Origin of the sequence: Bradyrhizobium sp. G127, assembly GCF_021502575.1 — a bacterium.
Lineage (GTDB): Bacteria > Pseudomonadota > Alphaproteobacteria > Rhizobiales > Xanthobacteraceae > Afipia.
Genome location: NZ_JAKFGN010000003.1, coordinates 345,038 through 371,525 on the forward strand (window position 1 = coordinate 345,038; position 26,488 = coordinate 371,525).

Genomic DNA, 26,488 nt, shown 5'->3' on the forward strand with positions numbered 1-26,488 from the left:
GTCAGACTTGCAGCGTCAGAGATAGCCGGCGACGCGAAGCCGCTCGAAGGCATCCTCGGTTTCGTGGTCGAGCGCGCGCCCGGCGCGCTCCGGCACTTTCGTGCCTTTCAGCTCGATCAGGATTTCCTCGATGTTCGAGGCATTCGACACGACGGGATTGGTGATGTCCTGATCGCCCAGCGAGCGGTAGCGCTTGCCGTTCTTCGACAGATACAGCGGGATGATCGGAATGTTTTCGCGCTGGGTGTAGGCCCAGATATCTTCCTCGGTCCAGTGCAGGATCGGATGCACGCGAAGATGCGCGCCCTGCGGCACCGAGGCGTTGAAATGATCCCAGAATTCCGGCGGCTGGTCGCGCACGTCCCATCCGCCTTCCAGCCCGCGCGGCGAGAACACACGCTCTTTCGCGCGGGTGGCTTCCTCGTCGCGGCGGATGCCGGCAATCAGGCCGTCGAAGCCATATTTGGCGAGCGCGAGTTTCAACCCTTCGGTCTTGCGCGCGGCGGAGCGCGCGGCCGGCGGCAATGTCGGATCGATCTCCTCGATCGGCGGGCAGTAATCGACCTTGAGATCGAGACCCCATTCCTTCGCGTACTGGTCGCGGAAGGCGTACATCTCGGGAAACTTCTTCTGCGTGTCCACATGCAGCGCGGGGAACGGCACCTTGCCGAAGAACGCCTTGCGCGCCAGCCAGATCATCACATTGGAGTCTTTGCCGAGCGACCACAGCAGCGCGAGCTTCTTCAGCCGCGCGAAGGCCTCGCGGAAAATATAGATGCTCTGTGCTTCGAGCTCGTCGAGATGATCCATCGACGGCGCAGATGATCTCGACGGTGCCGAGGAAGGGATGGATACCGGTGCGTTCGCCATGGCGTCACTCTGTCCGGAGCGCAGGAAACCGCGGCGCCCGCAGGCCGTTGGTTTCGCGGGATGCAAAGGCTACCGGACGAGGGCCAGGGCCACTCTGAGGGAGCCTGAGAAGATGCATCTCTTTTCCGCGCGGTTTGTGGTACGAATTTCTAATTTTGCGGCGCAGCGTAGAAGAAATAATTTTCTCTTTACGCGGCTTGCAAGATACATAAATAGAAAATAATTTCAGTCAACCCCGCAAATGGGGCATCGGAGTTTCGCATGCGGTTTCTGCCGGTATTCCTTGATCTGCAAACCGGCCCGATAGTTCTGGTCGGGCAGGGCGAGCTTGCGCAGGCGAAATTGCGCCTGCTGATGGCGGCGGATGCGCACGTGCGGTGGTTTGCGACCGACGGCCGTTATGATGTGTCGGGCTTCGACGCAGCGTCGGTTGCGCGCATCGAGCGTGCGTCGGGCGATCCGCTCACCGCCGATCTCTCCAATGTCATTGCAATTCTCTGCGCGGGCGCCGGCGAAACCGGTCATGCGGTCGCTGCGCGGGCGCGCAGCCTCGGCATCCCCGTTAATGTGATGGACGAAGTCGCGCATTCGACTTTCATTTTCCCGGCGATCGTCGATCGCGGCGATGTAGTTGTGGCTGTCGGCACCGGCGGCGCTTCGCCGGTGGTGGCGCGCCGCGTGCGCGAACGCATCGAGGCGATGCTGCCAGCGCGGATCGGCGATCTGGCCGGCTTCGTTGGACGCTGGCGCGACACCATCAAGACCCGGCTTCCCGACATGCCGCTGCGCCGTCTGTTCTGGGAGCGCGTCATTGATGGGCCGATCGGCGCCGACGTTCTCGCCGGCCGCACCGCGCAGGCCGATCAGGCGCTCGCCAGCATTTCCAATCCCGCGTCTTTCGCGCGCAACATCGGCAGCGGCTTCGTCACGCTGGTTGGCGCGGGACCGGGCGATCCGGATTTGCTCACCGTGAAGGCGCTGCGCGCGTTGCAGGATGCCGACGTGGTTTTTTACGACGATCTCGTATCGCCCGAAATTCTCGACCGCGCGCGGCGCGATGCGGCGCGGGTGCCGGTCGGCCGCCGTGTCGGCAAGCCCGGCATTGGTCAGGACGCGATCCATCGCCTGCTGATTGACGCGGCGCAGTCCGGCAAGCGTGCGGTGCGGCTCAAGGGCGGCGATCCTTTCATCTTCGGACGCGGCGGCGAGGAGATCGCGGCGCTGCGCGCGGCGGGCGTGGCTTACTCGGTGATCCCCGGCATCACCGCCGGACTTGGGGCTGCGGCGGAATCCGAAGTGCCGCTGACCTATCGGCAGGAAGCGCTGCGCATCACCTTCCTCACCGCCCACAAGGCGACAGATGCGGGCAATGTCGATTGGTCCGCGCTGACTGATACCAAGATGACCGTGGTCGTCTACATGGGCATCACCGCCGCGCAGACGATCCGCGAGGGCCTCCTCAAAGCGGGCCGCTCACCGCAGACGCCGGTCGGCGTGTTCGCGCGCGCCACGCGGCGCGACGCCAAGTCCGTGGTCGGCGTGCTGGACGATCTGCCGGCGCTGGCCGCACAGGTCGAGACCGGACCCGCAATCCTCATCATCGGCGACGTCGTCGCCCGCTCCGCGCCCTGGCGGAATTCCAACCCCCAGATGAATCCTGAAGACATCGTGTCCGAACTTTTGCGAGCTGCCGAATGACCTCTCCTCTGCAACAGAAAATCAAGATCACCGGTCCCTCCATCGTCACCGCCAATCGCACGCGCGACGGTGCGGTGATCTACCGCACGGCCGCGCACGGCTGGTCGGTCAAACTGTCGGACGCTGCCATCGTGCGCACCGCCGATGACGCCCGCGCGCTGCTGGCCGAATCCGTCGCCGACGACATCGGCGCGGTCGGACCTTACATTGCGCCGGTCGAAGTCACAGATCAGGGCATCGCCCCCGGCAACCTGCGCGAGAAAATCCGCAACCAGGGCGTCACCATCGATCTGCTCGTTTCGGCCTGACCCTTCCGGCCTGAGCCAAAGTTAGCCAAGGCACTCCACTATGTATGCTTACGATGAACTCGACCGCACCATCGTCAACGAACGCGTTTCCGAGTTCCGCGATCAGGTCGCGCGCCGTCTGTCCGGCGAACTGACCGAAGACGAATTCAAGTCGCTGCGCCTGATGAACGGCGTCTATCTGCAATTGCATGCCTACATGCTGCGGATCGCTATACCCTACGGCACGCTGTCGTCGAAGCAGATGCGCGCGCTGGCCCATGTCGCGCGCAAGTATGACCGCGGCTACGGCCATTTCACCACCCGGCAGAACATTCAGTATAACTGGATCAAGCTTGCCGAACTGCCCGACGCGCTGTCCGATCTCGCCGAGGTCGGCATCCACGGCATGCAGACCTCGGGCAATTGCATCCGCAACGTTACGGCGGACCAGTGGGCCGGCGTCGCGCCCGGCGAAGTGGAAGACCCGCGCATCTGGGCGGAAATCCTGCGGCAGTATTCGACGCTGCATCCGGAATTCTCGTTCCTGCCGCGCAAGTTCAAGTTCGCGATCACCGCATCGGAGCACGACCGCGCCGCCATCAAGGTGCACGACATCGGCCTGCGCATTCACAAGAACGCGCAGGGCGAAACCGGTTTCGAGGTGCTGGTCGGCGGCGGGCTCGGCCGCACGCCGTTCATCGGCAAGACCATCAATGAATTCGTCGGCCAACGGGACATCCTGAGCTATGTCGAGGCGATCCTGCGCGTCTACAACCAGTACGGCCGCCGCGACAATATCTACAAGGCCCGCATCAAGATCCTCGTCCACGAGCTCGGCATCGAGAAGTTCAAGCAGGAGGTCGAGGAGGAGTGGGCGCAAATGCGCGACGGCGCGCTGGCGCTTCAGGATGCCGAGATCGAGGACATCCGGTCGCGCTTCTTCTATCCGAAATACGACAATCTCTCCGACACGCCGGACGAGTTGAAGAAGGCATTGCAGAATCCGAATTTCGAGGCGTGGTACAAGAACTCCATCGCGCCCCACAAGCAGCCCGGCTACGCTATCGTCACGCTGTCGCTGAAGCCGGTGGGCGGCCCTCCGGGCGACGCCACCGCCGAGCAGATGGATGAAATCGCCGATCTCGCCGAAAAGTATTCGTTCGGTGAAATCCGTGTCGGCCACGAACAGAATCTGGCGCTGCCGCATGTCGCGAAGCGCGATCTGCCGGCGCTGTGGCGCGCGCTCGACAAAATCGGCGTGGCGACGCCGAACGTCAATCTGGTGTCGGACATCATCGCCTGCCCCGGCCTCGATTATTGCTCGCTCGCCAACGCGCGCTCGATCCCGATCGCGCAGGAACTGACGCGCCGCTTCGCCAACCCGGATACCGCGAACCTGATCGGCCGGTTGCACATCAATATCTCAGGCTGCATCAATGCCTGCGGCCATCATCATGTCGGCCATATCGGCATTCTCGGCGTCGAGAAGAACGGCGAGGAATTCTATCAGATCACCATCGGCGGCCGTGCCGACGAGAACGCCGCTCTCGGCCATCTGGTTGGCCCAGCGGTGCCCTACGATCAGGTGGCGGATGTGATCGAGGATATTGTCGAGGCCTATCTGGCGTTGCGCCAGCGGCCGCAGGAATTGTTCGTCGATGCCGTGAAGCGGCTTGGCGTGGAGCCTTTCAAGGAGCGGGTCTATGCCACTCGTTAAGGGCAACACCGTCGTCGCCGACGAATTCGTCCATCTGGCCGAAGACGCGCCGCTGCCCGCCGATGGCGCGGTGCTGTTGTCGGCTGAACGCTTTCTGAAAGATCCCGAGGCCGCGCTGGCGCGCAACGGCAAGGAGAACGTCAAGACCGGCGTGATCTGGCCAAACAACCGCGACGTCGACGATCTGCTGCCGTATCTCGACCGGCTCGCGGTGATCGCGCTGGTGTTTCCGATCTTCCGCGACGGCCGCGCCTATTCGCAGGCGCGCCTCTTGCGCGAGCGTCACGCCTTCAAGGGCGAGTTGCGCGCCACCGGTCAGGTGCTGCGCGACCAGTTCATGTTCATGCTGCGCGCGGGCTTCGACGCCTTCGAGGTCAAGAAGGACAAGGACGCGCAGGTGTTTGCAGATGTCGCGCACCGCTTCTCGGTGTTCTACCAGCCGACCGGTGACGGCCGCGTCACCGCGTTTCACCGGCGGCTGATGCACCTTCCCGAAAGCGTCAAGTCATGAGCACGGCCGCCCCATCGTTTCTCTCGCAGGCTCCCGCAACGCCGTCGTCCTCGCCTGTCGCGGCGGAGCTGGACCGCGCGCTGGCCAATGCATCGCCTGCGGAGATCATCGCGGCTGCCGTGCGCCAGGTCGGCCGCGACAAACTCGCCATGGTGTCGTCGTTCGGCACCGAGTCCGCGGCGTTGCTGAAGATCGCCGCCGATGTCGATCCCGCCATTCCGGTGGTGTTTCTCGACACCGGCTGGCTGTTCGAGGAGACGCTGGCCTATCGCGACACGCTGACCGGCCTGCTCGGCCTGACCGACGTGCGCACGATTCATCCGTTGCAGGAGACGCTGGAGCGTGAGGACAAGGACCGCGATCTCTGGTTCTCCAATCCCGATCAGTGCTGCTTCATCCGCAAGGTCGAGCCGCTGGCGCGCGCGCTCAAGCCGTTCGACGCCTGGATCAACGGCCGCAAGCGCTTTCAGGGCGGCGACCGCGCCGCGATTCCGGTGGTGGAAGCGGACGGCGCGCGACTGAAGTTCAATCCGCTGGCGAATGTCGCGCAGGACGAGTTGAAGGCGCTGTACGCCGCGATGAATCTTCCGCCGCATCCATTGGTCGCATCCGGCTTCACTTCGATCGGGTGTATGCCTTGCACCAGCCGCACGCAGCCCGGCGAAGATCCGCGCGCCGGCCGCTGGCGCGACCGCGGCAAGACCGAATGCGGCATCCACGTCACCAAGTCTTCATGAAATGACGTTGTAAATTTTGCCTTCTTGAAAATCCGGCTTTCATAGAACGTTCGTTCTGTAACATTGCGAAGAATGAAATCCGGTTTCGTTGACAGAACCATGCGAGTTCCAGAGGTTCACGCCTTCCCTGACGGCGATGATGTCGTCGGTTTGAATGGAGATTGAGATGGTTCGGCGTAGTCTTCTCGTGATCGGAAGTTTGCTCTGGGCAGGCTCGGCGCTTGCCGCGGACGTGTCGCTGCTCAACGTGTCGTACGACCCGACGCGCGAGCTGTATGTGGATTTCAACAAGGCATTCTCTGCCGCCTACCAGAAGGAAACCGGCAAGAGCATCGAGATCAAGCAGTCGCATGGCGGCTCGGGCTCGCAGGCGCGCTCGGTGATCGACGGCTTGCAGGCCGACGTGGTGACGCTGGCGCTGGCCTACGACATCGACGCCATCGCCAACAAGGGTCTGCTGGCAAAGGACTGGCAGGCCAAGCTGCCGCAGAATTCCGCGCCTTATACCTCGACCATCGTGTTCCTGGTGCGCAAGGGCAACCCCAAGGGCATCAAGGACTGGGACGATCTGGTGAAGAGCGGCGTCCAGGTGATTACGCCGAACCCGAAGACCTCGGGCGGCGCGCGCTGGAATTATCTCGCGGCGTGGGGCTACGGGCTGAAGAAGTACGGCTCCGAGGACAAGGCGAAGAAGTTTGTCGGCGACATCTTCAAGAACGTGCCGGTGCTGGATACCGGCGCGCGCGGCTCCACCGTCACCTTCGTCGAGCGCGGCGTCGGCGACGTGCTGCTGGCATGGGAAAACGAAGCCTTCCTCGCGGTCAAGGAATTCGGCAAGGACAAGTTCGAGATCGTGGCGCCGCCGCTGTCGATCCTCGCCGAGCCGCCGCTCGCGATTGTCGACACCGTTGCCGACAAGAAGGGCACCCGCGCCGCCGCCGAGGCCTATCTGAAATACTGGTACACCAAGGAAGGCCAGGACATCGCGGCGCGCAACTCGTATCGTCCGCGCGATCCGGAAGTGGCCAAGAAATATGAAGCGTCGTTCGCCAAGGTCGACCTGTTCACCATCGACGAGGTGTTCGGCGGCTGGACCAAGGCGCAGAAGGAACACTTCGGCGAAGGCGGCGTTTTCGATCAGATCTACAAGAACTGATCTGAACGCGGAATGATGGGGGCATCGTGAGCGGAGGAACAGGACGACGACGGGCACTGCCGGGTTTCGGTCTCACCATGGGACTGACGCTGACATGGCTGTCGATCATCGTCCTGATCCCGCTCGCGGGCCTCTTCCTCAAGACCACGGAACTGTCGCTTGTCCAGTTCTGGGACATTCTCACCGCCCGCCGCACGCTCAACGCGCTGAAGATTTCCTTCGGCCTCGCGTTCCTGGCCGCGCTCGTCAATCTCGTGATGGGCATGGTGATCGTCTGGGTGCTGGTGCGCTACAGATTTCCCGGCCGCCGCATCTTCGACGCCATCGTCGATATTCCCTTCGCGCTGCCGACCGCCGTCGCCGGCGTCGCGCTGACCGCGCTTTTTGCGCAGAAGGGCTGGCTCGGCGCGCCGCTGGCCGAAATGGGCATCAAGGTCGCGTTCACGCCGATCGGCATTTTCGTGGCGATGATCTTCATCGGATTTCCGTTCGTGGTGCGCACGGTGCAGCCGGTGCTGATCGATCTCGAAATCGAGGTGGAAGAGGCCGCCGCCAGCCTCGGCGCGTCGCGCTTCGACATCATCCGCCGCGTGATCCTGCCCAGCCTCACGCCCGCGATCCTCACCGGTTTCGCGCTCGCCTTTGCCCGCGCCGTCGGCGAATACGGTTCGGTGATCTTCATCGCCGGCAATCTGCCGAACGTTTCCGAGATCGCGCCGCTCCTGATCGTGATCCGGCTGTCCGAGTTCCGTTATGCGGACGCCACCGCGATTGCCGTCATCATGCTGGTGGTGTCGTTCCTGATCATCTTCACCATCAACCGCATTCAACGCTGGGCGCAGACGCGCGGCGTCGCGGTTCAGGTCTGAGCGGCTGTCATGGTGATCAATCGGCCCAAATCCGCGTCCGCGCATGAGATTCGCACCGAGCCGTTTCTGGTGCGGTGGACCCTCATCACCATCGCGATTCTGTTCCTCACCATCTTTGTGGTGCTGCCGCTGGTGGTGGTGTTCACTGAGGCGTTCTCGCGCGGCATCAGCGCGTATCTTGCGGCGCTGTCCGAGCCGGAAGCGCTGTCGGCGATCCGGCTGACGCTGACGATCGCGGCGATCTCGGTCGGGCTCAATCTGGTGTTCGGCGTCATCGCGGCGTGGGCAATCGCCAAGTTCGAATTTCCCGGCAAGGTATTCCTGATCACGCTGATCGACCTGCCGTTCTCGGTCTCACCGGTGATCTCGGGCCTGGTGTTCGTGCTGCTGTTCGGCGCGCAGGGCTATTTCGGCACCTGGCTGATGTCGCACAACATCCAGATCCTGTTCGCGGTGCCGGGCATTGCGCTGGCGACCACCTTCGTGACCTTCCCGTTCGTGGCGCGCGAACTGATCCCGCTGATGCAGGAGCAGGGAACCCAGGAGGAGGAGGCCGCGATTTCGCTCGGCGCTTCGGGGCTACGCACCTTCCTGCGGGTGACCATTCCCAACATCAAATGGGGCATTCTGTACGGGGTTCTGCTGTGTAATGCCCGCGCCATGGGCGAATTCGGCGCGGTCTCGGTGGTCTCCGGCCACATCCGCGGCGAAACCAACACCATGCCGCTGCTGGTGGAAATCCTTTATAATGAGTATCAGTTTGTGGCTTCGTTCGCGATCGCGTCGCTGCTCGCATTCCTGGCGCTCGTGACGCTGATCGTGAAAACGATTCTCGAAAGCCATCTCGAAGAAGGACAGTCTGAAAGTGACGATTGAAGTCCGCAACATCGTGAAGAAGTTCGGCACGTTTGCCGCGCTGGACCATGTCGATCTCAAGGTGGCGACCGGCGAGCTGGTCGCGCTGCTCGGCCCATCGGGATCGGGCAAGACCTCGCTGCTGCGCATCATCGCCGGTCTCGACTGGCCCGACGAAGGCTCGGTGATCTTCGATGGCGAGAACGCGCTGGAACGCGGCGCGGGCGAGCGTCACGTCGGCTTCGTGTTCCAGCATTACGCGCTGTTCCGCCACATGAGCGTATTCGAGAACGTCGCGTTCGGGCTGCGGGTGCAGCCGCGCGCCATCCGCAAGGACGAGGCGCATATCAGGAAGCGCGTGAAGGAATTGCTCGATCTGGTGCAGCTCGACTGGCTGGCGGATCGCTATCCGAGCCAGTTGTCCGGCGGCCAGCGCCAGCGCATCGCGCTTGCCCGCGCGCTTGCCATCGAGCCGCGCATCCTGTTGCTGGACGAGCCGTTCGGCGCGCTCGACGCCAAGGTGCGCAAGGAGTTGCGCCGCTGGCTGCGCCAGTTGCACGACGAGATTCATGTCACCTCGATCTTCGTCACCCACGATCAGGAAGAGGCGCTCGAAGTCGCCAACCGCGTGGTGGTGATGGACAAGGGCAAGATCGAGCAGATCGGTACGCCGGGTGACGTTTACGACAATCCGGCGACCGCGTTCGTGCACGGCTTCATCGGCGAATCCATCGTGCTGCCGGTGCAGGTATCCGACGGCAAGGTCCGGCTCGGCGACCGGGTGCTGAACCTCGAGCCGCGCGACGCGGTGTCGGGCCCATCGAATCTCTTTATCCGACGTCATGACGTGTCGATTGTGCCGAACGGCAGCGGCGTGTTCGAGGGTGACGTCAAGCATGTGCGGGCGTTCGGTCCGACCCAGCGCGCCGACGTGGTGCTGCACAATGGCGCAACCGAGACCCTGGTGGAAATCGACGCGCCGCGCGACCGCGACCTCAAGCCCGGCGATGTGGTCTCCCTGCAGCCCCGCCGTTACCGGCTGTTTCCGGCGCAGTCGTAGGATAACATTGAACGTCATGGCCGGGCTTGACCCGGCCATCCATCAAAGAAATTGAGTCTTTCCAAGGTGATGGATTGCCGGGTCAAGCCCGGCAATGACGACGTGATATTGTTGATGCGTTATTGCCCCACATGGGGTTCCCCTCCGAATACACCACCCGTTCACCTTTCAGCCATTGTTGGTGTGCAACAACCACGGGCGATTCTTGGGGACCTGATATGAGACGCATGGCGGGGGCCATTCTGGCGCTGACGATGTTGAGTGGCTGTGGGACGGGTGGCGACACGTCCACCGAGCAGCCGGCATTCTATGTCAGCATGGCGAATGCGAGCGCCAAGCTCGATCCGAACGTCGCCGCTTCGATGATCTCCGGCTACCGGCAGAACAATGGCCTCGGCGCGGTCGCGGTCGACCCGTTGCTGATGAAGGCGGCCGAGGCGCAGTCCAACGCCATGGCGAGCCGCAACAAGCTCGACCACAATGTCGCCGGCGCGCTCGACAAGCGCATCAAGGCTTCCGGTTTCGACGCCACCAAGGCCGTGGAAAATGTCTCGGCCGGTTACCACACCCTCGCAGAAGCCTTCTCGGGCTGGCGGGATTCGCCGCCCCACAAGGCCAACATGCTGGCCACGGGCGTCACAAAAATAGGCATCGCCGCGACCTATGCGCCGAATACCAAATACAAGGTGTTCTGGACGCTGATCCTCGCCGCGCCCGACGCCCGATAGGCGTCCGATAAACCTTCTGTGACGGCTCCCGCTTTTTCACCGATTGACGCGGCTGTGAACTGGGGCCACCGTACTGCAACATTGGCTCCCCGCCGATGCAGTTCAGCGATGGCCTATGGATCAGCTTTCCCCCGGCAGACACTCCGCATCGACACCGGCACAGGCGCAGCGCGTGCTGGTGCTGCAAGGCGGCGGTGCGCTCGGTTCCTACCAGGCCGGGGCCTATCAGGCGCTCTGCCATCATGACTTCGAGCCGAAGTGGGTGGCGGGCATTTCGATCGGCGCGATCAATGCCGCGATCATCGCCGGCAATCCGCGCGAGCAGCGGATCGCCAAGCTCAAGGAATTCTGGGAGCTGGTGTCGTCGGGCTCGCCGATGCCATGGGCCCCGCTGGTGCAGAACGACCATGTGCGCTCGGCCTTCAACGAGACCAGCGCCGCATTGATCGCGACCTTCGGCGTGCCCGGTTTTTTCAAGCCGCGCTTTCCGCCGGCGCCGGTCTGGCCCGCGGGCAGCCCGCAATCGCAGAGCTATTACGACACTTCGCCGCTGCGCGCGACGCTGGAGCGGCTGGTGGACTTCCACCGCATCAACAACGACGGCATTCGCCTCAGCATCGGCGCGGTCAATATCAGGACCGGGAATTTCGAGTATTTCGACAACACCCGCCAGAAGATCGGACCTGAACATATCATGGCGTCAGGCGCGCTGCCGCCGGGCTTCCCGCCGGTCGAGATCGCCGGCGAATTCTACTGGGACGGCGGCATCGTTTCCAACACGCCGCTGGATTATGTGCTGGAGCAGGAGCGCGACAATGACCTGCTGATTTTCCAGGTCGATCTGTTCAGCGCGCGCGGCGAGGTGCCCTTGACTGTGCTGGAAGCGGCGGAGCGGGAAAAGGATATCCGCTATTCCAGCCGCACCCGCATGAACACCGACATGAACAAGAAGATCCACGACGCCAAGAAGGCGGTGCGCGAGCTGATTGCCAAGCTGCCGCCAACCTTCAAAGACGATCCGCTGGTGGCGCAGCTCAATGAAGCCTCGAAGGAGAACACCGTCACGGTGGTTCACCTGATCTATCGCAGCAAGGTCCACGAGGCCTCGTCGAAGGACTACGATTTCTCGCGGATCGGTATGGTCGAGCACTGGGCCGCGGGCGAGCGCGACGTCTATACCTCCATGAGTCATCCGGAGTGGCTGAACCGGCCGCAGTCCGACGAGACCATGGTGACCTACGATCTTTGCGAAAACGGGTTGCAATACATCAAGCAGTAAACAGGAGCGACGAATGGGTACTCTTTCCGGCAAGACGGCGGTGGTGACGGGTTCGACCAGCGGTATCGGCCTTGCTTATGCACGGGCCTTCGCCAGCGCGGGCGCGAACATTGTGATCAACGGCTTCGGCACGCCGGCCGACATCGAGAAAGAGCGCTCGGCCATCGAGAAGGATTTCGGCGTCAAGGCGGTGCATTCGCCCGCCGACATGACCAAGCCGGCGGAGATCGCCGAGATGGTCGCGCTCGGTGAAAAGACCTTCGGCTCGGTGGACGTGCTGGTCAACAATGCGGGCATTCAGTTCGTCTCGCCGATCGAGGAGTTCCCGACCGAGAAATGGGACATGATCATCGCGATCAACCTGTCATCGGCGTTTCACGCCATGCACGCTGCCATTCCCGGCATGAAGAAGCGCGGCTGGGGCCGCATCATCAACACCGCATCGGCGCACTCGCTGGTCGCCTCGCCGTTCAAGTCGGCTTACGTGGCAGCCAAGCACGGCATCGCCGGTCTCACCAAGACGGCGGCGCTGGAACTCGCCACCCACAAGATCACCGTGAACTGCATTTCGCCGGGTTATGTCTGGACGCCGCTGGTGGAGAAGCAGATTCCCGACACCATGAAGGCGCGCGGCCTGACCAAGGAACAGGTCATCAAGGACGTGCTGCTCGAAGCGCAGCCGACCAAGGAGTTCGTGACCTCGGAGCAGGTGGCTGCACTGGCGCTGTTCCTCTGTGGCGATGATGCAGCCCAAATCACCGGTGCGAACCTGTCCATCGACGGCGGCTGGACGGCGGAATAATCCCGCCGTCATTCCGGGGCGCGAGCGCAGCGAGCGAGCCCGGAATCCAGTTATGAAAGCGATGCAAATCCGGTCTGGATTCTGGGTCCGAGCGAAGAGCGCGGCCCGGAATGACGGGTTATGTTGAGGATGTCTTCTTCCCGAACACCAGCACGTGGAAGCCGAGGCGCGTGCGGGTGATCCAGAACAGCAGCACCGTCTCGAAGGTCAGCGCGACGGACGTTGCCGCCGCGGCACCGTAGCCGCCGAAGCGCGGTACCAGAATGATGCACAGCACGAGATTGAGCACGAAGGCCAGCGCATAGGCCAGCGCGCACATGTTCTGGTGGCCCAGCATGTTGAGCAGCCGTTCCACCGGGCCGATCGCCGAGCGCACGATCAGGCCGATCGCGGCCACGAACATGATGCCGTAGCCGGAGGTGAACTGCGGGCCGAACAGCCACAGCAGCGGCTCGCCCAGCGCCAGCAGCACGGCGGTCGCCGCCACCGAGGGCCAGAACGTCCACTTGATGGCGTGGGCGATATAGGCCGAGAGGCGCTCCTTGTCACCGGAGGCGTGATACTCGCTGAAACGGTGCGCGGTGGTCGCCGACATCGCGTAGTGGATGAACGACACCAGCGCCAGCGTCTTCACCACGGCGAAGTAGACGCCGACCTCCTCGGAGGAACGGTACTGCTGCAGCACCAGCACGTCGGTGTAGGACAGCAGCAGGTAGAAGCCTTCGACCATCATGATCGGCAGCGACACCTTCAGCCAGGCACGGAAATCGTAAGTCTTCGGACCGGGTTCGACATGGGCGCGCAGGCGGCGGTTGAGCACGATCATCTGGCCGATCATCGCGATCCATACCGCGGCGGCGCTGGCGATCATCGCCGCCGTCGCGCCGAGATTCATGCCGAGCACCACAGCGCCGGCGGTGAAGCCGATGATGAGCGTCTGCCGCACGATGAATTGCGGCATCAGGCCGAGCTGCATCCAGTCGTGGGCGCGGGCGAGGCCGTCCTGGGTGTTGGCGACCACGAAGGCGGGCAGGGTGAGGCAGGCGATATAGAGCGGCACGATGGTAGGTGCATCGATCCACGGCGACAGGATTTTGACGAGGCCCGCGAGCAGCAGCGCGACGGTGGTCGAGGCGGCCAGCGTGGCCCATCGGCTGCCGGACAGGAAGCCGCGCAGCATGGCGAATTCGCCGCCGGCGCGATATTCGGGAATGATCTTTTGCGCGGATACGGCAATGCCGAAATCCAGCATGCTGCCGATCAGCAGCATCCAGGTCCAGACATAGACGTAGATGCCGTAGTCCGATCCGCCCATCCAGCGCGCCAGCAGCACCTGAGAAAAATAGGCGAGGCCGGCGCTCAGCAAGCGGATGATGAACACGGTGCCGGCGAGCCGCTTGGTCAGCGAGGCTTCGGAGGTGCCGGTGAGGACGCCGCGCAGCCGCGCCACCAACCCTGCGGGTTTCGCGTCAGGCGCGCTGTCAGCTTGCATGATGGCCACGATGATCGATCCAATTCGCCGTGCGGCGGCAGGATGCGCTTAGCAAGGATTCGTTAAGATTTGGTTGGGTGTCACCTCGCCCCGCTTGCGGGGAGAGGGAGAGTCACCCCTTGAACCCGCCACTCTCCAGGAACGCGGCTTCCTCCGGCGTCGTCGCGCGGCCGAGCACGGCGTTCCGGTGCGGGAAGCGGCCGAACTTGCGGATGATGTCCGCATGCAGCACGGCGTATTTCATGTTGTTGTCGTCGCCAAGCTGCTTGAACAGCGCGAGGCTCCGCTCCTGATCCGCCATGGCCTCGGAATGCTCGAACGGCAGATAAAGAAATGCGCGCAGCACCGGATCGAGGAGTGCATCGCGTCCCTCGTCGATGGCGCGTGTGGCCACGGCGCGCGCCAGAGCATCGGTCGCGAATGCGCGCGGGTCATTGCGGAACATGTTGCGGGGAAACTGGTCGAGCACGATGACAAGCGCCAGCGCGCCGTCGTCGCTGTCCTGCCACGCCGTCAGCCTGCCGTCGCGTGCTGTTTCCCACACCGGCATGAAACGCCGGCAGAGATCATCGAAGCCGTCGTCCTTGCCGTACCAGCGCTCATATCCGGCCTCGCGCCAGAAGGCGAGAATGTCGGAGGGGGAGACAAGAGGGGAACTGGTCATGGTTCTCGTGGTTCCCTCTCCCCGCTTGCAGGGAGAGGTGAAGGGCGTCAGGCTCAGCTTGCCGCCGCAGCCGCAGCCTTCGGCTTCTCGTCGCGCAGTTCGCGGCGCAGGATCTTGCCGACATTGGTTTTCGGCAGCTCGGTCCTGAACTCGATGTGCTTCGGCACCTTATAGCCGGTGAGCTCTGTTGCGGCGAACTTGATGATGTCCTGCGCGGTGAGGCTGGGGTCCTTCTTCACCACGAAGGCCTTCACCGCTTCGGTGGACTTCGTGTCGGGAATGCCGATCACGGCGCATTCCAACACGCCGGGATGGCTCGCGATCACTTCCTCGACTTCGTTCGGATAGACGTTGAAGCCGGAAACCAGGATCATGTCCTTCTTGCGGTCCACGATCTTGGTATAGCCGTCGGGCGACATGATGCCGATATCGCCGGTGCGGAAGAAGCCGTCGGCAGTCATCACCTTCGCGGTTTCATCCGGCCGGTTCCAGTAGCCCGCCATCACCTGCGGACCCTTGGCGCAGATTTCGCCGGGCGTGCCGAGCGGCACTTCGTTGCCGTCGTCGTCGCGGATCGAGATGTAGGTCGATGGCACCGGAATGCCGATCGAGCCGGAGAACTTGTCGGTATCGGCCGGGTTGCAGGTCAGGGTCGGCGAGGTCTCGGACAGGCCGTAACCTTCCGACAGCGCCACGCCGGTCACCTGCGTCCATCGGTCGGCCACCGGCTTCTGCACCGCCATGCCGCCGCCGAAGCAGCTCTTCAGCTTGGAGAAGTCGAGCTTGTCGAAGCCCGGCGTGTTGAGCAGGCCGTTGTAGAGCGTGTTGACCGCCGGGAACGAGTTGACCTGATACTTCGACAGCTCCTTGACGAATCCCGCCATGTCGCGCGGGTTGGGGATCAGCAGATTGACGCCGCCGGCGCGCACCGCGAGCAGGAAGCACGCGGTCAGCGCGAAGATGTGATAGAGCGGCAGCGCGCAGACGATGAAGAGCTGGTCGACGTGCGGCGGCTTGTTCAGCGCGGGCTGCAGCCAGGCGTCGTTCTGCAGCACGTTGGCGAGGATGTTGCGATGGAGCAGCGTCGCGCCCTTCGACACGCCGGTGGTGCCGCCGGTATATTGCAAGAAGGCGACGTCGTCGCCGGTCAGCTTCGGCTTGTTCAGTTTCAGCTTGCGACCCGCCGCGAGCGCATCGTTGAAGGCCACCGTGTTCGGAATCGAGAACGCCGGCACCATCTTCTTGACCTTGCGCACGACGAAATTGACGATCACGCCCTTGAAGCCGAGCAGGTCGCCCATGGTGCCGATGATCACGTGCTTGACGCGGGTCTTGGCGATCACCTTCTCCAGCGTGCTGGCGAAGTTCTCCAGGATGATGATGGCCTCAGCGCCGGAATCGTTGAGCTGATGCTCGAGCTCGCGCGGCGTGTAGAGCGGATTGACGTTCACCACGGTGTAGCCGGCGCGCAGGATGGCGGCGGAGGCGACCGGGTTCTGCAGCACGTTCGGCATCATGATGGCGACGCGTGCGCCCTTCGGCAGGCCCTTGCTCTGCAGGTAAGCGCCGATCGCCGCCGACATTTCGTCGAGCTCGCTATAGGTGATCGACTTGTCCATGCAGATGAACGATTTGCGGTCGGCGAATTTCTTGAAGCTCTCTTCGAGCAGTTCGACCAGCGACGGATACTGATTGACGTCGATGTCGGCGGGCACGCCGGCAGGATATTGCTTGAGCCAGATACGTTCCATGTTCATTCCCCTCGGCTTGTTTCCTGACGGCCCCCGTCTTGTGGCGGGGTGCGCGGGCTGTTCTGATTTATTGAAATAAGTATTGAGCGAAGCCGCAGGCCATAGCAAGCCTGTGCGTGGTAACGACGCATATTCGGCGCTTCCTTGCGCCAGCTCAAATGCGCGGATTCCGCAAAGCACAATCAGGCGGAGAGGTTAACCGCGCGGCGCGGCGTCGGGCTTTTGCTGGGCCGCAGGTTTGCCGCTTTTGGCTGCATCTTTTGCGGGCGCGGTGGCCGGTTTGGCGGCAGCGGGCTTGGCAGCGGCAGGCGTTACAGCAGCAGGCTTGGCTGCGGCGGGTTTTGCAGCATCGGGTTTGGCCGCTGCTTCCTGCTTCTTGTCGGCCTTCGGGGCGGGTTTGGCCGCAGACACCACGGGCTTTTGATCCGCCGTTTTGGGCTTGGCCGCCGCCGGCTTGGCGTCAGGCTTCGCCGCGGCGGATTTCGCCTCCGGCTTCTTGTCCGATTTGGCGTCGTCCGCGGCCGGCTTGGCGGCGGCGACCTTCGGCTTAGCGCCCTTCTTCCGTTTGGCGACGGACGCGGCCTGCGCGGCGGACTCCGCCGCATCGGCTTCGAGAACGGCGGCGCCGGTGCGGGCCGGGCCGGTATAGACGATCACCGGCGTCGTGGCGGCGGCCGGCATCGCCAGCAGGTCGGATACCTTCATGGTCGGGGTCTGGAGACCGGCGGTGAACATCGAGACGCCGGAATCGGTGTTGTTGTCGGTGGCGATATCCGGATCGTCTTCCTCGTTCTCGGCGGCGGGGCGCTTGCGCTTCGGTCCGCACATCTCGTCGCGCAAATTCGGCGGCGAGGCGTCGATCGGCGCCAGGGCGTCGACGCTGCCGAGCGACGGCTTGAGCCAGGACAGCTTGTTGCCGCCGAAGCCGCGTTCCAGCAGTTGCGCCGCCTTGGCCGCGCGCTGCGCGGAGGACTGCGCGCCGAGCACGACGGCGATCAGGCGCTTGTTGTTGCGCGTCGCGGTGGCGACGAGGTTGAAGCCCGAGGCGCAGATGAAGCCGGTCTTCATGCCGTCCGCGCCGGGATAGCGGCCGATCAGCTTGTTGAAGTTTGCGGTGACGCGGCGGCCGAACTTGATGGCCGGGATGTGCATGAAATATTCGTACTCGGGCAGATCGCGGATCACGGCGCGGGCGAGGATGCCGAGGTCGCGCGCCGAGGTGATCTGGCCCTCGGCGGGCAGGCCGTTCGGATTGACGTAGCTGGTCTGCGTCATGCCGAGCCGCTGCGCGGTCTTGTTCATTTCGGCGGAGAAGCCGTCGATCGATCCGCCGACGCCCTCGGCGATCACCACCGCCATGTCGTTGGCGGACTTCACCATCATCATCTTGAGCGCGTTATCGAGGGTGAGCTGGGTGCCGGGCCGGAATCCCATCTTCGACGGCGATTGCGCGGCGGCGGTCGGCGACACCGTGAGCAGCGTGTCGAGCGTCATGCGGCCGTCCTTCACCGCCTTGAGCGCGACATAGGCCGTCATGATCTTGGTGACCGACGCCGGATACCACGGATAGGTCGCGTTCTCCGCCTGCAGCACCTTGCCGGTGTCGGCCTCGATCACCAGTAGCGCCTCGGCCTGCGCGACGCGCGGCGCGGCGAGCGTCGCAAGCGCCATCACCGCGACAAGCAGCGGGCGCAACGCGATAGACCGGAGCGGGGCAGGGAGCAAGGGCACTATCCGTTTCCGGTGTCTGACTGCATGCAGGCGGCGACTAAAAAGGCTGACAAAATCCTGGCCTCCAAAATCCTGGCCTCCTCGGGCGTGTTGCATGCGGGTCGTCAGGAGCAATCAAGCGCCGCATCGGAGCCGCCGGATCGGTGCGGCGGCAGGGTGAAACCTTACACCGGAGCGCGGGCTGCGGAACAGGGGTCTCGGCGCTCATTCAAGCACGAAATGGGCCAAAGTTCGGCGATGCCCACACTTCTTGGGGGGTGGAACAGGATCGCAACAGCGCCAAACCGGGATCATGAGAATGTGGAAGCAAGCCATGAGCTTGCGTGCCCCGGACGCGGCGCAGCACTCTTGTGGTGCGCCGCTGAGCCGGGGCCATAACGGAACGACGCGTGCATCGCGCCCGCGACGGTCCCGGTTCTGCGATGCGTCGCTGACGCGCCGCATCCCGCCCGGGACAAGAAGAAAGGCATTGTTTGTTTGCCCGCGCCGGAACGGCCTTCCGAGCGAGAGGCGACGTCACAATGCCGATTGCGCCCGCGCATTTTCCTGCACCATGAACTGCGCCCGCGCCAGACCGGCAAAATAGCCGCCGCGCGCCACCAGTTCGTCGAACGTTCCGCTTTCGATCACCTTGCCCTGGGCGAATACCAGAATCCTTGTCGCATTGCGGATGGTGGAGAGGCGATGCGCGATCACGAAGGTGGTGCGGCCCTGCATCACGGTATCGAGCGCGGCATTCACCTTCGCCTCGGTGACTGCATCGAGCGCGCTGGTCGCCTCGTCCAGAATCAGGATCGGCGGATTTTTCAAAAGTGCACGCGCGATCGAGAGGCGCTGGCGCTCGCCGCCGGACAGCATGCGGCCGCGCTCGCCGGCATTGGTGTCGAATTTCAGGTCGCTGCGCTCGATGAAGTCGAGCGCCTGCGCGCCCGCAGCCGCCGCGCGCAACTCCTCGTCGGTGGCGTCCGGCTTGCCGACGCGCAGGTTCTCGGCGATGGAGCGGTTGAACAGCAGCGCTTCCTGAAACACCACGCCGATATTCCGGCGCAGCGCCGCCAGCGTCATGCCGCGGATGTCCATGCCGTCGATCTTGATGATGCCGGATTGCGGATCGAACGCGCGATGCAAGAGCGCGATGGCGGTGGACTTGCCCGCGCCGGTCTCACCGACCAGCGCAAAGGTCTGTCCCGGCAGCGCCGTGAACGAGACGTCCTCTACCGCGGGCCGCTTGCCGTCATAGGAGAACGAGACGTCCTGAAATTCCACGAGGCCCTGCAGGCGGCCCGGATCGATCGCGTTCGGCATGTCGCGCACCGCCGGCACTGCGTCGAGCACGTTGAAGAATTCACGCAGCCGCGGCGCTTCCATGAAGACGCTGTTGATGAAGCTCACGACCTGTTCGAGCTTCTGGATCAGCATGGTGGCGAAGGAGACGAACATCACGATCTCGCCGACGGTGGCCTGGCCCCGGCCATGCAGGATGATGCCGACCACGAAGATCGCCAGAATGGTGATGGTGGTGGAGGCGCGGGTCATCACCACCACGAGCGCCCACCATGACAGCACCGGGAGCTGCGCCGACAGCAACTGGTTGGCGACGCCGCGCAGGCCCTGCACCTCGGCGTCGACGCGCACGAAGCTCTGCACCAGCGCCACGTTGCCGAGCGCGTCGGAGGCGCGGGCGGCGAGATCGCCGTAGAAATTCTCGACCTGTTCCTGAAGGCCGTAGGTCTTGCGCACCACCAGCGTGGTCAGCACCGTGAAGATCACGCACAGGACGAACAGCAGGCTCGCCAGCCGCCAGTTGATGTAGAGCGACAGCGGCAGCAGCACGATCAGCGAGACGATCGAGGCAAAATGCTCGCGGAAGAAACTCAGCCACAGCCGCCACAACGCGTCGGTGCCTTGCAGCATCACCTTCATCAGCCGCCCGGAATGCGTGCCGGTGTGGAATGTCAGCGGCAGCTGCATGATGTGTTCGAAGTAATCGGTGAGCACGGCCTGACGCTGGCGGTGGGCGAGGCGGTCCGCATGCAGCGCGACGATGGCACTGAAAACGATCGTGAACAGGCCGAACGCCACCCACGCGCCGAGCAGCGGCCACGGCGAATTCGGCGCCGCGCCGATGGCGGTTGCGACCGCCGCCGCGGCCGGGTTCGTCGTGCCCGACAGCACGTCGATGATGCGGCCGAAAAGCACCGGCTCGGCGAACTGCGCGACGGCCAGCATGAGATTGGCGCCGGCGAGAAACCAGCCGAGCCGTGCCTCCTTGCCGAGCAGTTGGAGAACGCGGATGTAAAGACGGATCAAAGGATGGCCTTGCAAGTGTGCTTCAACGAAAGGACGGTCATCCTAACCGGGGATCGCCGCGGAATACAGAGCTGCCAAGAGATGTCCGGATGCGTTATGCACCCAATTGATTTTAGGAAAATCGAGCGCGGCAGCAACGAGTTGTCGAGAGTTCCCCGGTGCGTCCGCCTGCACGCGCCGCTCAGGCGCACGACGTGCTTCTATCGGCTTGCTGCAGCCTTGCGTTTCACCTTCGAAGCCGGCCGCGACCACGGCCGCATATCCCTCGGTCCAAGCACGCGCCCGTTTCGAGCCTTGAGTTCGAGCGGCTGAAACGGCTTGTGCGTGTCCTTGTCGACCATGTCGTAGGTCAGTTCGCCGGGCGCGAAGCAGAACTCTTCGCCCCATTGCCACAGAGCCACGAGGACGAGGTAAAGTTTCTCGCCTTTGGGAGTGAGCACATATTCCTTGTAGGCGGTGCCGTCCGAAGCCGGAGCGGTGGCGAGGATGCCGCGCTCGACCAGCTTTTGCAGCCGGGCGGACAGAATGTTTTTCGCCATCCCAAGATTCTTTTGAAACTCGCCGAAACGCCGCTTTCCCGCCAGCGCGTCGCGGATGATCAGCAGCGACCACCAGTCGCCGATCGCGCCGAGCGATCGCGCAATGGCGCAGGCCTTGAGGTCAAGGTCGGTCCGCTTGCCTTTCACTGATGCATTCCTCGTCTGCGGCTCCGGGGGGCCGCCAAATACTGGTTGCAAATTTAAACCATCTGCCCCATCTTGTCCATGTGGTTTCAAAATTAAACCAGAATGAGGTGGCCGCACCCGGTGCGTTCCGGCCCGTTCGCAACCCAAGGACAATCCATGAGTACAGCGCACCTCTTCGCCCCTCTCAAACTCGGCCGCTACACGCTCTCCCATCGCGTGGTGATGGCCCCTCTCACGCGCATGCGCGCGGCGGTCCCCGGCAATGTGCCGACCGATCTCGGGGTCGAGTATTATTCGCAGCGCGCGTCGTCCGGCGGCTTCATTGTGTCCGAGGCGTCGCAGGTGACGCCGTACGGTCAGGGCTACCCGGCAACGCCGGGCATTCATTCCGCTGAACAGATCGCCGGATGGAAGAAGATCACGGATGCGGTCCATGCCAAGGGCGGCATCATCTTTATGCAGCTCTGGCACACCGGCCGCATTTCCCATCCGAGCTTTCAGCCCGGCGGCGTGCAACCCGTCGCGCCATCGGCGATCACCCCTGCGGGGAAATCATTCACGCCTTCATTCCAGATGGTTCCGTTCGAGACGCCTCGCGCGCTTGAGATCGGAGAGATTCCGGGAATCGTCGAGGCCTATCGTGAAGGCGCGCGCAACGCGCTGGCCGCCGGTTTCGATGGCGTCGAACTGCACGGCGCGAACGGCTATCTGATCGAGCAATTCCTGCACAGCAAGACCAATCATCGCACCGATGCCTATGGCGGTTCGGTCGAAAATCGCACCCGTCTGCTGATCGAAGTGATGACCGCGCTGGTCGATATCTGGGGCGCCGATCGCGTCGGCGTCCGGCTGTCTCCGTTCGGCGTGGTCAACGACGCAGGCGAGGCGGACCCGATCGGACTCTACAGCCACGTCCTGACCCGGCTTGCGCCTCTCAACATCGCCTATGTTCACCTGATCGAATCCCGCAACACCGATGCCGGTGAAGCCGGCGCGCCGCTTGCGATCAACGACCTGCGTCCGTTCTGGTCCGGGACCTTGATACTCGCCGGCGGCTTTGTCGGTGCGTCGGCCGATGCGGCGATCCGCGCCGGTCAGGGCGACGCGGTCGCCTTCGGCCGCCACTTCATCGCCAATCCGGATCTGCCTCGGCGCTTTCAGCTTGGCGCGCCGCTCAATCCCTACAATCGCGCGACCTTCTATGGCGGAGATGCGGCCGGTTATGTCGACTATCCCGCGCTCGAACCGGCAGAAGCAGCGGAGTAGAAATGATGAAAGTCGCGCAACTGCATGAATATGGCGGTCCGGACGTGCTCATTTACGAGGACGTGCCGAAGCCCACGCCGGCCGCAGGCGAAGTCCTGATCAAGGTTGAATCGGCGAGCGTCAACTTCGCCGATGTCGTGAGACGGAACAACGATCCGTATCCGTTTCCGTCGCCGCTGCCCTTTATTCCGGGCAGCGAGATCGCGGGCGTGGTGGAAGCGCTGGGCGAGGGCGTGACGACCATCCCGGTTGGAACGCTGGTTTTCGCCTCGCTCGAGAATGGCGGGGCCGGCGGCTATGCCCAGTACGCCGTCGCCAAAGTCGCGAAGGTGATTCCGCTGCCGGAGGGTCTCACACCGGACCAGGCCTGCTCGCTGGTCGTCGCCGGCATGACGGCGCTGCAAACGCTCACCGACTGCGCGCAACTGCAGCCGGGCGAAACCGTTCTGGTTCAGGCGGCAGGCGGCGGTGTCGGCACCTACGCGGTGCAGATCGCCAAGCTGCTCGGCGCCGGCAAGGTGATCGCTGCCGCCAGTACACCGGCCAAGCGTGAACTCGCTTTGAAGCTGGGCGCCGATGCTGCGATCGACTACACCCGGTCCGACTGGGTCAAGGAGGTGCGCGAACTCACCGGCGGCAAGGGCGTCGACGTGGTGCTCGAAGCAACCGGCGGTGACGTTCTGACCCAGAGCATTCAGGCCATGGGGCCGTTCGGACGTATCGTCGTGTTCGGCGCGGCATCCCGCGAGCGCAAGCCGGTGAATCCCTACACCATGCTGGGCATGAACCAGTCGCTGATCACGTATTACGTTGGCGGCTGGTTTCAATTTCGACCGCAACAGGCGGTTGCTGCTTTGCTGAAGCTGATCGGCTTCATCAAGTCCGGCAAAATCAATGTCCAGATCGGGCACGTTCTGCCGCTGAGCAAGGCGGCCGAAGCGCATCGCATCCTCGCGGCGCGCGCCAGCGCGGGCAAGATCATCCTGAAGCCGTGGGCAGAGACCGCATAGCGATTCAGCGACGGGGAATTCGCCGGGGCTGGAAAGTGCCCGCCCCGGCGAAAGTCGTATCGGTTGTGCGGCTAGTCGACCTTGCGCATGTTCAGCGGCGGCAGAAACGTGTCGTCGAAAATGTCCGACGGAAGAGGCCGCTTGCGGAATTCGTAGTTTTCCGCGATCTGGCTAACGCCCGCGACGAAACGGTTGTCGTCGATGCCGCCGAGGCCGTTCGTCCTGACTTCGTCGGTGACGATATTGTCGGCGATGCTGGCGCGCAGCCGTTCCAGTTCGATGTCGCGCGATGCGCCGCTGACTTGCGCGACGACATCGTCGATGGCGTGCGCGGGATCCTTGATGGCGAGACGAATGCCCGCGATCGTGGCACGCACGAATGCCTTCACCTCATCCGGATTGTCGGCGGCGAACTTCGGATTGACGATCAGCGCATGGCCGTAGACCTCGCTGCCGAATTCGGAAAAGCGCAACACCGCGAGATCGTTGGCGGGAATGCCGCGGTCGCGCAGGTTGATCGCGGAGAGAAACGAAAACCCCGTCACAGCATCGACCTGACCGGCCGAGAGCAGCGGCTCGCGCACCGCAGCGCTGATCTTTTCGGTTTTCACCTTGCCGAGCCGAACGTTGTTGTGCCGCGCGATCGCGGGCCACAGCCGCGCGGCGAGATCGCCGTCGGCGATGCCAAGCGTCTTGCCTTCGATGTCTGACATCGTCGAGATATCGCGGCTCTTGCGCGCGATGATCGCGTAGGGTGCCTTGTTGTAGAGCACGAACACCGCCTTGACCGGCGGCGATCCGTCCTTGTCGCGGAAACGAATGAGCGCATTGATGTCGGCCAGCGCGATGTCGCTGCTGCCGGATGCAACGCGCGCGATCGCGTCCGGCGAATTGGTCGCCGAGGCCGTCGTGACGGTGAGGCCCTCCGCGCGATAGAGACCGCGGTTCGCGGCCAGGATAAAGGGCGCCGCCGCGCCATCGGCGGGCCGGTCGAGCGAGAAGTGCAGCGCCGTCGCGGCGAGACCGGGCGTCGCGCGAATACAAACGGCGCACATCAGCAGCATGAGCGACAGCAGGGTCTTGCGGAGAATCCGATCCGGGCGTTTCAGCATGCGCGGCACTTGGTCTGGCGAGGTAATGGTGAGATGGCGTGAGGGCGGCTTTTGAGCATGCGCTGTGTTGGTATGATGACAACCGCCGCAGTGCGCGCTCGTCACCTTTTGGCCCTTTGCGCCGCAGATTGCCACCATTTCGCCTTTTACCGTTCAGCTTGCATTCGGGTTCGGGAACCTAGTGTAATAGCTGGGGTTATCCCTCCCCGGCCTGTTCAGGCCAGGATGATCCTGTGAGGACTTTAAAATGTTCATTCGGAAGACTTTGCCTTCGCCCTTCAGCCGAGCTGTGGTTCTGGCAACGGCTGCTGCGCTGGTCTTGACCGTGACCGTTCCGCTGCCGGTCGTCGCTCAGGGGGCAACCGCCGCACCGGCTGCAAAGGCCGTTTCAACGGCGCCTGTGACTGCGGGAGAGATAACCGATTTCAGTTCGCGCCGTCGCGTCGCGCGCCGTCACTATCGCAACAACAACGCAGCCGGCCTGGCCTTCATGGGCCTTGCGCTGGGGACCATCGGTGCCGTCGTGGCCGAACAGCGCCGCCGCGATTACTATCGCGATAACTACTATTACGGTGGCAATCCGTACTACGGCGGCCACTATTACGGCGGCCCGGCCTACTACGGCGGCGGCTACTACGGTTACTGATGTCTGAACGATCGCCAATTTGAGCTGCGTCGCCGGGAGAAATCCCGGCGAATGCTTTTTTTAAGCATTTTCAGACTGTTGGATGGTTTGTTAACTCGCTGGCGAGGGATTTAATCTAGGCTTGAAGGATGAGTGATTCGCTAGAACGGCTTTATCACGCAGTGGTCGCGGCCAAGGATCTCGATCCTTCGACGTCGCGTACCGCCCGGCTGTTCCAGCGCGGGCCGGCCAAAATGGCCAAGAAGCTTGCCGAAGAAGCCATCGAAGTCGTCATCGACGCAGTCAACGGCGACCCGGATGCTGTGGTCCGGGAAAGCGCCGATCTGCTCTACAATCTGTCGGTTCTGTGGGTCGCAGCCGGTGTCAGTCCGCAGGATGTGTGGGCTGAAATGGACCGCCGCGAACGGGTCCAGGGCATTGCCGAAAAGCTGCCCAAGTCGTCGGTATCTAGGTCTGCGCTCCCCAAATCATCACTGCCCAAGGCTGCAGTCGCCCCACCCAAGGCCGTCGATGCCGTCGCCCGGCGACCAATTGTCGCGTTACAGGGTAGTCGCCTGAAAAAGCGGCGCTGATCTGTCGCGACTTTTCCTTTTTCCGAACATGGACAAATCCGCCGGACGGTGGTTCATCGCGCCATGCTGAGACGTATGTATGACTGGTGCATTGCCGCCGCCGACAAGCCCTATGCCCTCTGGCTGATGGGGGCGGTGTCGTTCGCGGAAAGCTCGTTCTTTCCGATCCCTCCCGACGTCATGCTGATCCCGATGTCGCTGGCGCGGCCGCAGAAGGCTTGGCTTTATGCGCTGGTCTGTACGGTGACTTCGGTCGCGGGTGGCGTTGTCGGCTATGGCATCGGCGCGCTGCTCTACGACTCCGTCGGGCAGTGGCTGATCAACCTCTATGGCTACGGCGACAAGGTTGAGGCGTTTCGAGCGTCTTACGCCGAATACGGTGCGTGGATTATTCTGCTGAAAGGCCTCACGCCGATCCCGTACAAGCTCGTCACCATCACATCCGGATTCGCCAACTATAATTTGCTGCTGTTCGTGGTTTTTTCGATCATCGCGCGTGGCGGGCGGTTTTTCATCGTCGCGGTCGTGCTGAACCGCTACGGCACATGGATTCGCGAAGTCATCGAGAAGCGCCTCGGGCTGTGGGTCGCCATTGCAGCCGGCACGCTGGTGATCGGTTTCGTTATCGCTTTCCGGTTGTTCTAGCTGACAGCTCTTTTCCCGGCGGGGGCGGCGGGAT

The 26,488-nt window shown here is 63.3% G+C and carries 25 protein-coding genes; 17 read left to right on the forward strand and 8 right to left on the reverse strand.

Annotated features, from left to right (window positions below; all coding sequences use genetic code 11):
• Positions 1–15: 15 nt before the first annotated feature.
• Positions 16–870 (reverse strand): sulfate adenylyltransferase subunit CysD, encoded by an 855-nt coding sequence (gene cysD / locus LVY71_RS21210; protein WP_235101915.1) that lies wholly within the window; start codon positions 868–870, stop codon positions 16–18.
• Positions 871–1,131: 261 nt separating this feature from the next.
• Here cysD and cysG point away from each other — a divergent pair, with 261 nt between their 5' ends.
• The 12 genes from cysG to LVY71_RS21270 all read left to right on the forward strand — a co-directional run bounded on the left by cysG (position 1,132) and on the right by LVY71_RS21270 (position 12,569).
• The gene (gene cysG, locus LVY71_RS21215; RefSeq protein WP_235101916.1) at positions 1,132–2,568 is read left to right on the forward strand and encodes a siroheme synthase CysG; all 1,437 of its coding nucleotides are present in this window, start codon (positions 1,132–1,134) and stop codon (positions 2,566–2,568) included.
• Positions 2,565–2,876 (forward strand): DUF2849 domain-containing protein, encoded by a 312-nt coding sequence (locus LVY71_RS21220; protein ID WP_235101917.1) that lies wholly within the window; start codon positions 2,565–2,567, stop codon positions 2,874–2,876. The genes cysG and LVY71_RS21220 overlap by 4 nt, the downstream gene beginning before the upstream one ends.
• A 40-nt stretch (positions 2,877–2,916) precedes the next feature.
• Positions 2,917–4,572, forward strand: coding sequence for a nitrite/sulfite reductase (locus LVY71_RS21225; RefSeq protein ID WP_235101918.1), 1,656 nt, complete (start codon positions 2,917–2,919; stop codon positions 4,570–4,572).
• On the forward strand, positions 4,559–5,083 hold the full coding sequence (locus LVY71_RS21230; RefSeq protein ID WP_235101919.1) for a DUF934 domain-containing protein: 525 nt from the start codon (positions 4,559–4,561) through the stop codon (positions 5,081–5,083). The genes LVY71_RS21225 and LVY71_RS21230 overlap by 14 nt, the downstream gene beginning before the upstream one ends.
• A complete protein-coding gene (locus tag LVY71_RS21235; RefSeq protein ID WP_235101920.1) occupies positions 5,080–5,820 on the forward strand; it encodes a phosphoadenylyl-sulfate reductase in 741 nt (246 codons plus the stop codon). Before LVY71_RS21230 ends, LVY71_RS21235 begins: the two co-directional genes overlap by 4 nt.
• A gap of 166 nt (positions 5,821–5,986) precedes the next feature.
• A complete protein-coding gene (locus LVY71_RS21240) occupies positions 5,987–6,976 on the forward strand; it encodes a sulfate ABC transporter substrate-binding protein (RefSeq protein WP_235101921.1) in 990 nt (329 codons plus the stop codon).
• Between the two features lie 26 nt (positions 6,977–7,002).
• Positions 7,003–7,845 carry a sulfate ABC transporter permease subunit CysT gene (cysT, locus tag LVY71_RS21245; protein WP_349629918.1) on the forward strand — a complete coding sequence of 281 codons (843 nt, stop codon included), beginning with the start codon at positions 7,003–7,005 and terminating at the stop codon, positions 7,843–7,845.
• Between the two features lie 9 nt (positions 7,846–7,854).
• Positions 7,855–8,721 (forward strand): sulfate ABC transporter permease subunit CysW, encoded by an 867-nt coding sequence (gene cysW, locus LVY71_RS21250; protein ID WP_235101922.1) that lies wholly within the window; start codon positions 7,855–7,857, stop codon positions 8,719–8,721.
• On the forward strand, positions 8,711–9,760 hold the full coding sequence (locus tag LVY71_RS21255; protein ID WP_235101923.1) for a sulfate/molybdate ABC transporter ATP-binding protein: 1,050 nt from the start codon (positions 8,711–8,713) through the stop codon (positions 9,758–9,760). The genes cysW and LVY71_RS21255 overlap by 11 nt, the downstream gene beginning before the upstream one ends.
• 218 nt (positions 9,761–9,978) lie before the next feature.
• Complete coding sequence (locus tag LVY71_RS21260) at positions 9,979–10,488, forward strand: CAP domain-containing protein (protein ID WP_235101924.1); 510 nt, start codon at positions 9,979–9,981, stop codon at positions 10,486–10,488.
• 115 nt (positions 10,489–10,603) lie between these two features.
• Positions 10,604–11,767 (forward strand): DUF3734 domain-containing protein, encoded by a 1,164-nt coding sequence (locus tag LVY71_RS21265; protein WP_235101925.1) that lies wholly within the window; start codon positions 10,604–10,606, stop codon positions 11,765–11,767.
• 13 nt (positions 11,768–11,780) lie between these two features.
• Positions 11,781–12,569, forward strand: a complete 789-nt coding sequence (locus tag LVY71_RS21270) for a 3-hydroxybutyrate dehydrogenase (RefSeq protein WP_235101926.1) — start codon at positions 11,781–11,783, stop codon at positions 12,567–12,569.
• Positions 12,570–12,687: 118 nt separating this feature from the next.
• On the opposite strand, the gene LVY71_RS21275 is transcribed toward LVY71_RS21270, so the two are convergent.
• The 6 genes from LVY71_RS21275 to LVY71_RS21300 form a co-directional block, all read right to left on the reverse strand.
• Positions 12,688–14,061 carry a flippase gene (locus LVY71_RS21275; protein ID WP_235102197.1) on the reverse strand — a complete coding sequence of 458 codons (1,374 nt, stop codon included), beginning with the start codon at positions 14,059–14,061 and terminating at the stop codon, positions 12,688–12,690.
• 112 nt (positions 14,062–14,173) lie between these two features.
• The gene (locus LVY71_RS21280) at positions 14,174–14,725 is read right to left on the reverse strand and encodes a DUF924 family protein (RefSeq protein ID WP_235101927.1); all 552 of its coding nucleotides are present in this window, start codon (positions 14,723–14,725) and stop codon (positions 14,174–14,176) included.
• A 53-nt stretch (positions 14,726–14,778) separates the two neighbouring features.
• Positions 14,779–16,476 (reverse strand): long-chain fatty acid--CoA ligase, encoded by a 1,698-nt coding sequence (locus tag LVY71_RS21285; protein ID WP_235101928.1) that lies wholly within the window; start codon positions 16,474–16,476, stop codon positions 14,779–14,781.
• A 195-nt stretch (positions 16,477–16,671) separates the two neighbouring features.
• Positions 16,672–18,147 (reverse strand): D-alanyl-D-alanine carboxypeptidase family protein, encoded by a 1,476-nt coding sequence (locus LVY71_RS21290; protein ID WP_235102198.1) that lies wholly within the window; start codon positions 18,145–18,147, stop codon positions 16,672–16,674.
• Between the two features lie 576 nt (positions 18,148–18,723).
• On the reverse strand, positions 18,724–20,517 hold the full coding sequence (locus LVY71_RS21295; protein WP_235101929.1) for a glucan ABC transporter ATP-binding protein/ permease: 1,794 nt from the start codon (positions 20,515–20,517) through the stop codon (positions 18,724–18,726).
• 200 nt (positions 20,518–20,717) lie between these two features.
• Positions 20,718–21,203 carry a winged helix-turn-helix transcriptional regulator gene (locus LVY71_RS21300; RefSeq protein ID WP_235101930.1) on the reverse strand — a complete coding sequence of 162 codons (486 nt, stop codon included), beginning with the start codon at positions 21,201–21,203 and terminating at the stop codon, positions 20,718–20,720.
• A 156-nt stretch (positions 21,204–21,359) separates the two neighbouring features.
• On the opposite strand from LVY71_RS21300, the gene LVY71_RS21305 reads away from it, so the two are divergent.
• Entirely contained in the window at positions 21,360–22,469 is a 1,110-nt protein-coding gene (locus tag LVY71_RS21305; protein WP_235101931.1) for an alkene reductase, read from the forward strand.
• 2 nt (positions 22,470–22,471) lie between these two features.
• Complete coding sequence (locus LVY71_RS21310) at positions 22,472–23,479, forward strand: quinone oxidoreductase family protein (RefSeq protein ID WP_235101932.1); 1,008 nt, start codon at positions 22,472–22,474, stop codon at positions 23,477–23,479.
• Positions 23,480–23,550: 71 nt separating this feature from the next.
• Here LVY71_RS21310 and LVY71_RS21315 read toward each other — a convergent pair whose 3' ends face one another.
• Positions 23,551–24,591, reverse strand: a complete 1,041-nt coding sequence (locus LVY71_RS21315) for an ABC transporter substrate-binding protein (protein WP_235101933.1) — start codon at positions 24,589–24,591, stop codon at positions 23,551–23,553.
• A gap of 247 nt (positions 24,592–24,838) precedes the next feature.
• Here LVY71_RS21315 and LVY71_RS21320 point away from each other — a divergent pair, with 247 nt between their 5' ends.
• From LVY71_RS21320 to LVY71_RS21330, 3 genes are all read left to right on the forward strand, one after another.
• The gene (locus tag LVY71_RS21320; RefSeq protein ID WP_235101934.1) at positions 24,839–25,237 is read left to right on the forward strand and encodes a hypothetical protein; all 399 of its coding nucleotides are present in this window, start codon (positions 24,839–24,841) and stop codon (positions 25,235–25,237) included.
• A 128-nt stretch (positions 25,238–25,365) separates the two neighbouring features.
• A complete protein-coding gene (gene hisE / locus LVY71_RS21325) occupies positions 25,366–25,809 on the forward strand; it encodes a phosphoribosyl-ATP diphosphatase (RefSeq protein ID WP_235101935.1) in 444 nt (147 codons plus the stop codon).
• Between the two features lie 63 nt (positions 25,810–25,872).
• The gene (locus LVY71_RS21330) at positions 25,873–26,454 is read left to right on the forward strand and encodes a YqaA family protein (RefSeq protein ID WP_235101936.1); all 582 of its coding nucleotides are present in this window, start codon (positions 25,873–25,875) and stop codon (positions 26,452–26,454) included.
• Positions 26,455–26,488: the final 34 nt, after the last annotated feature.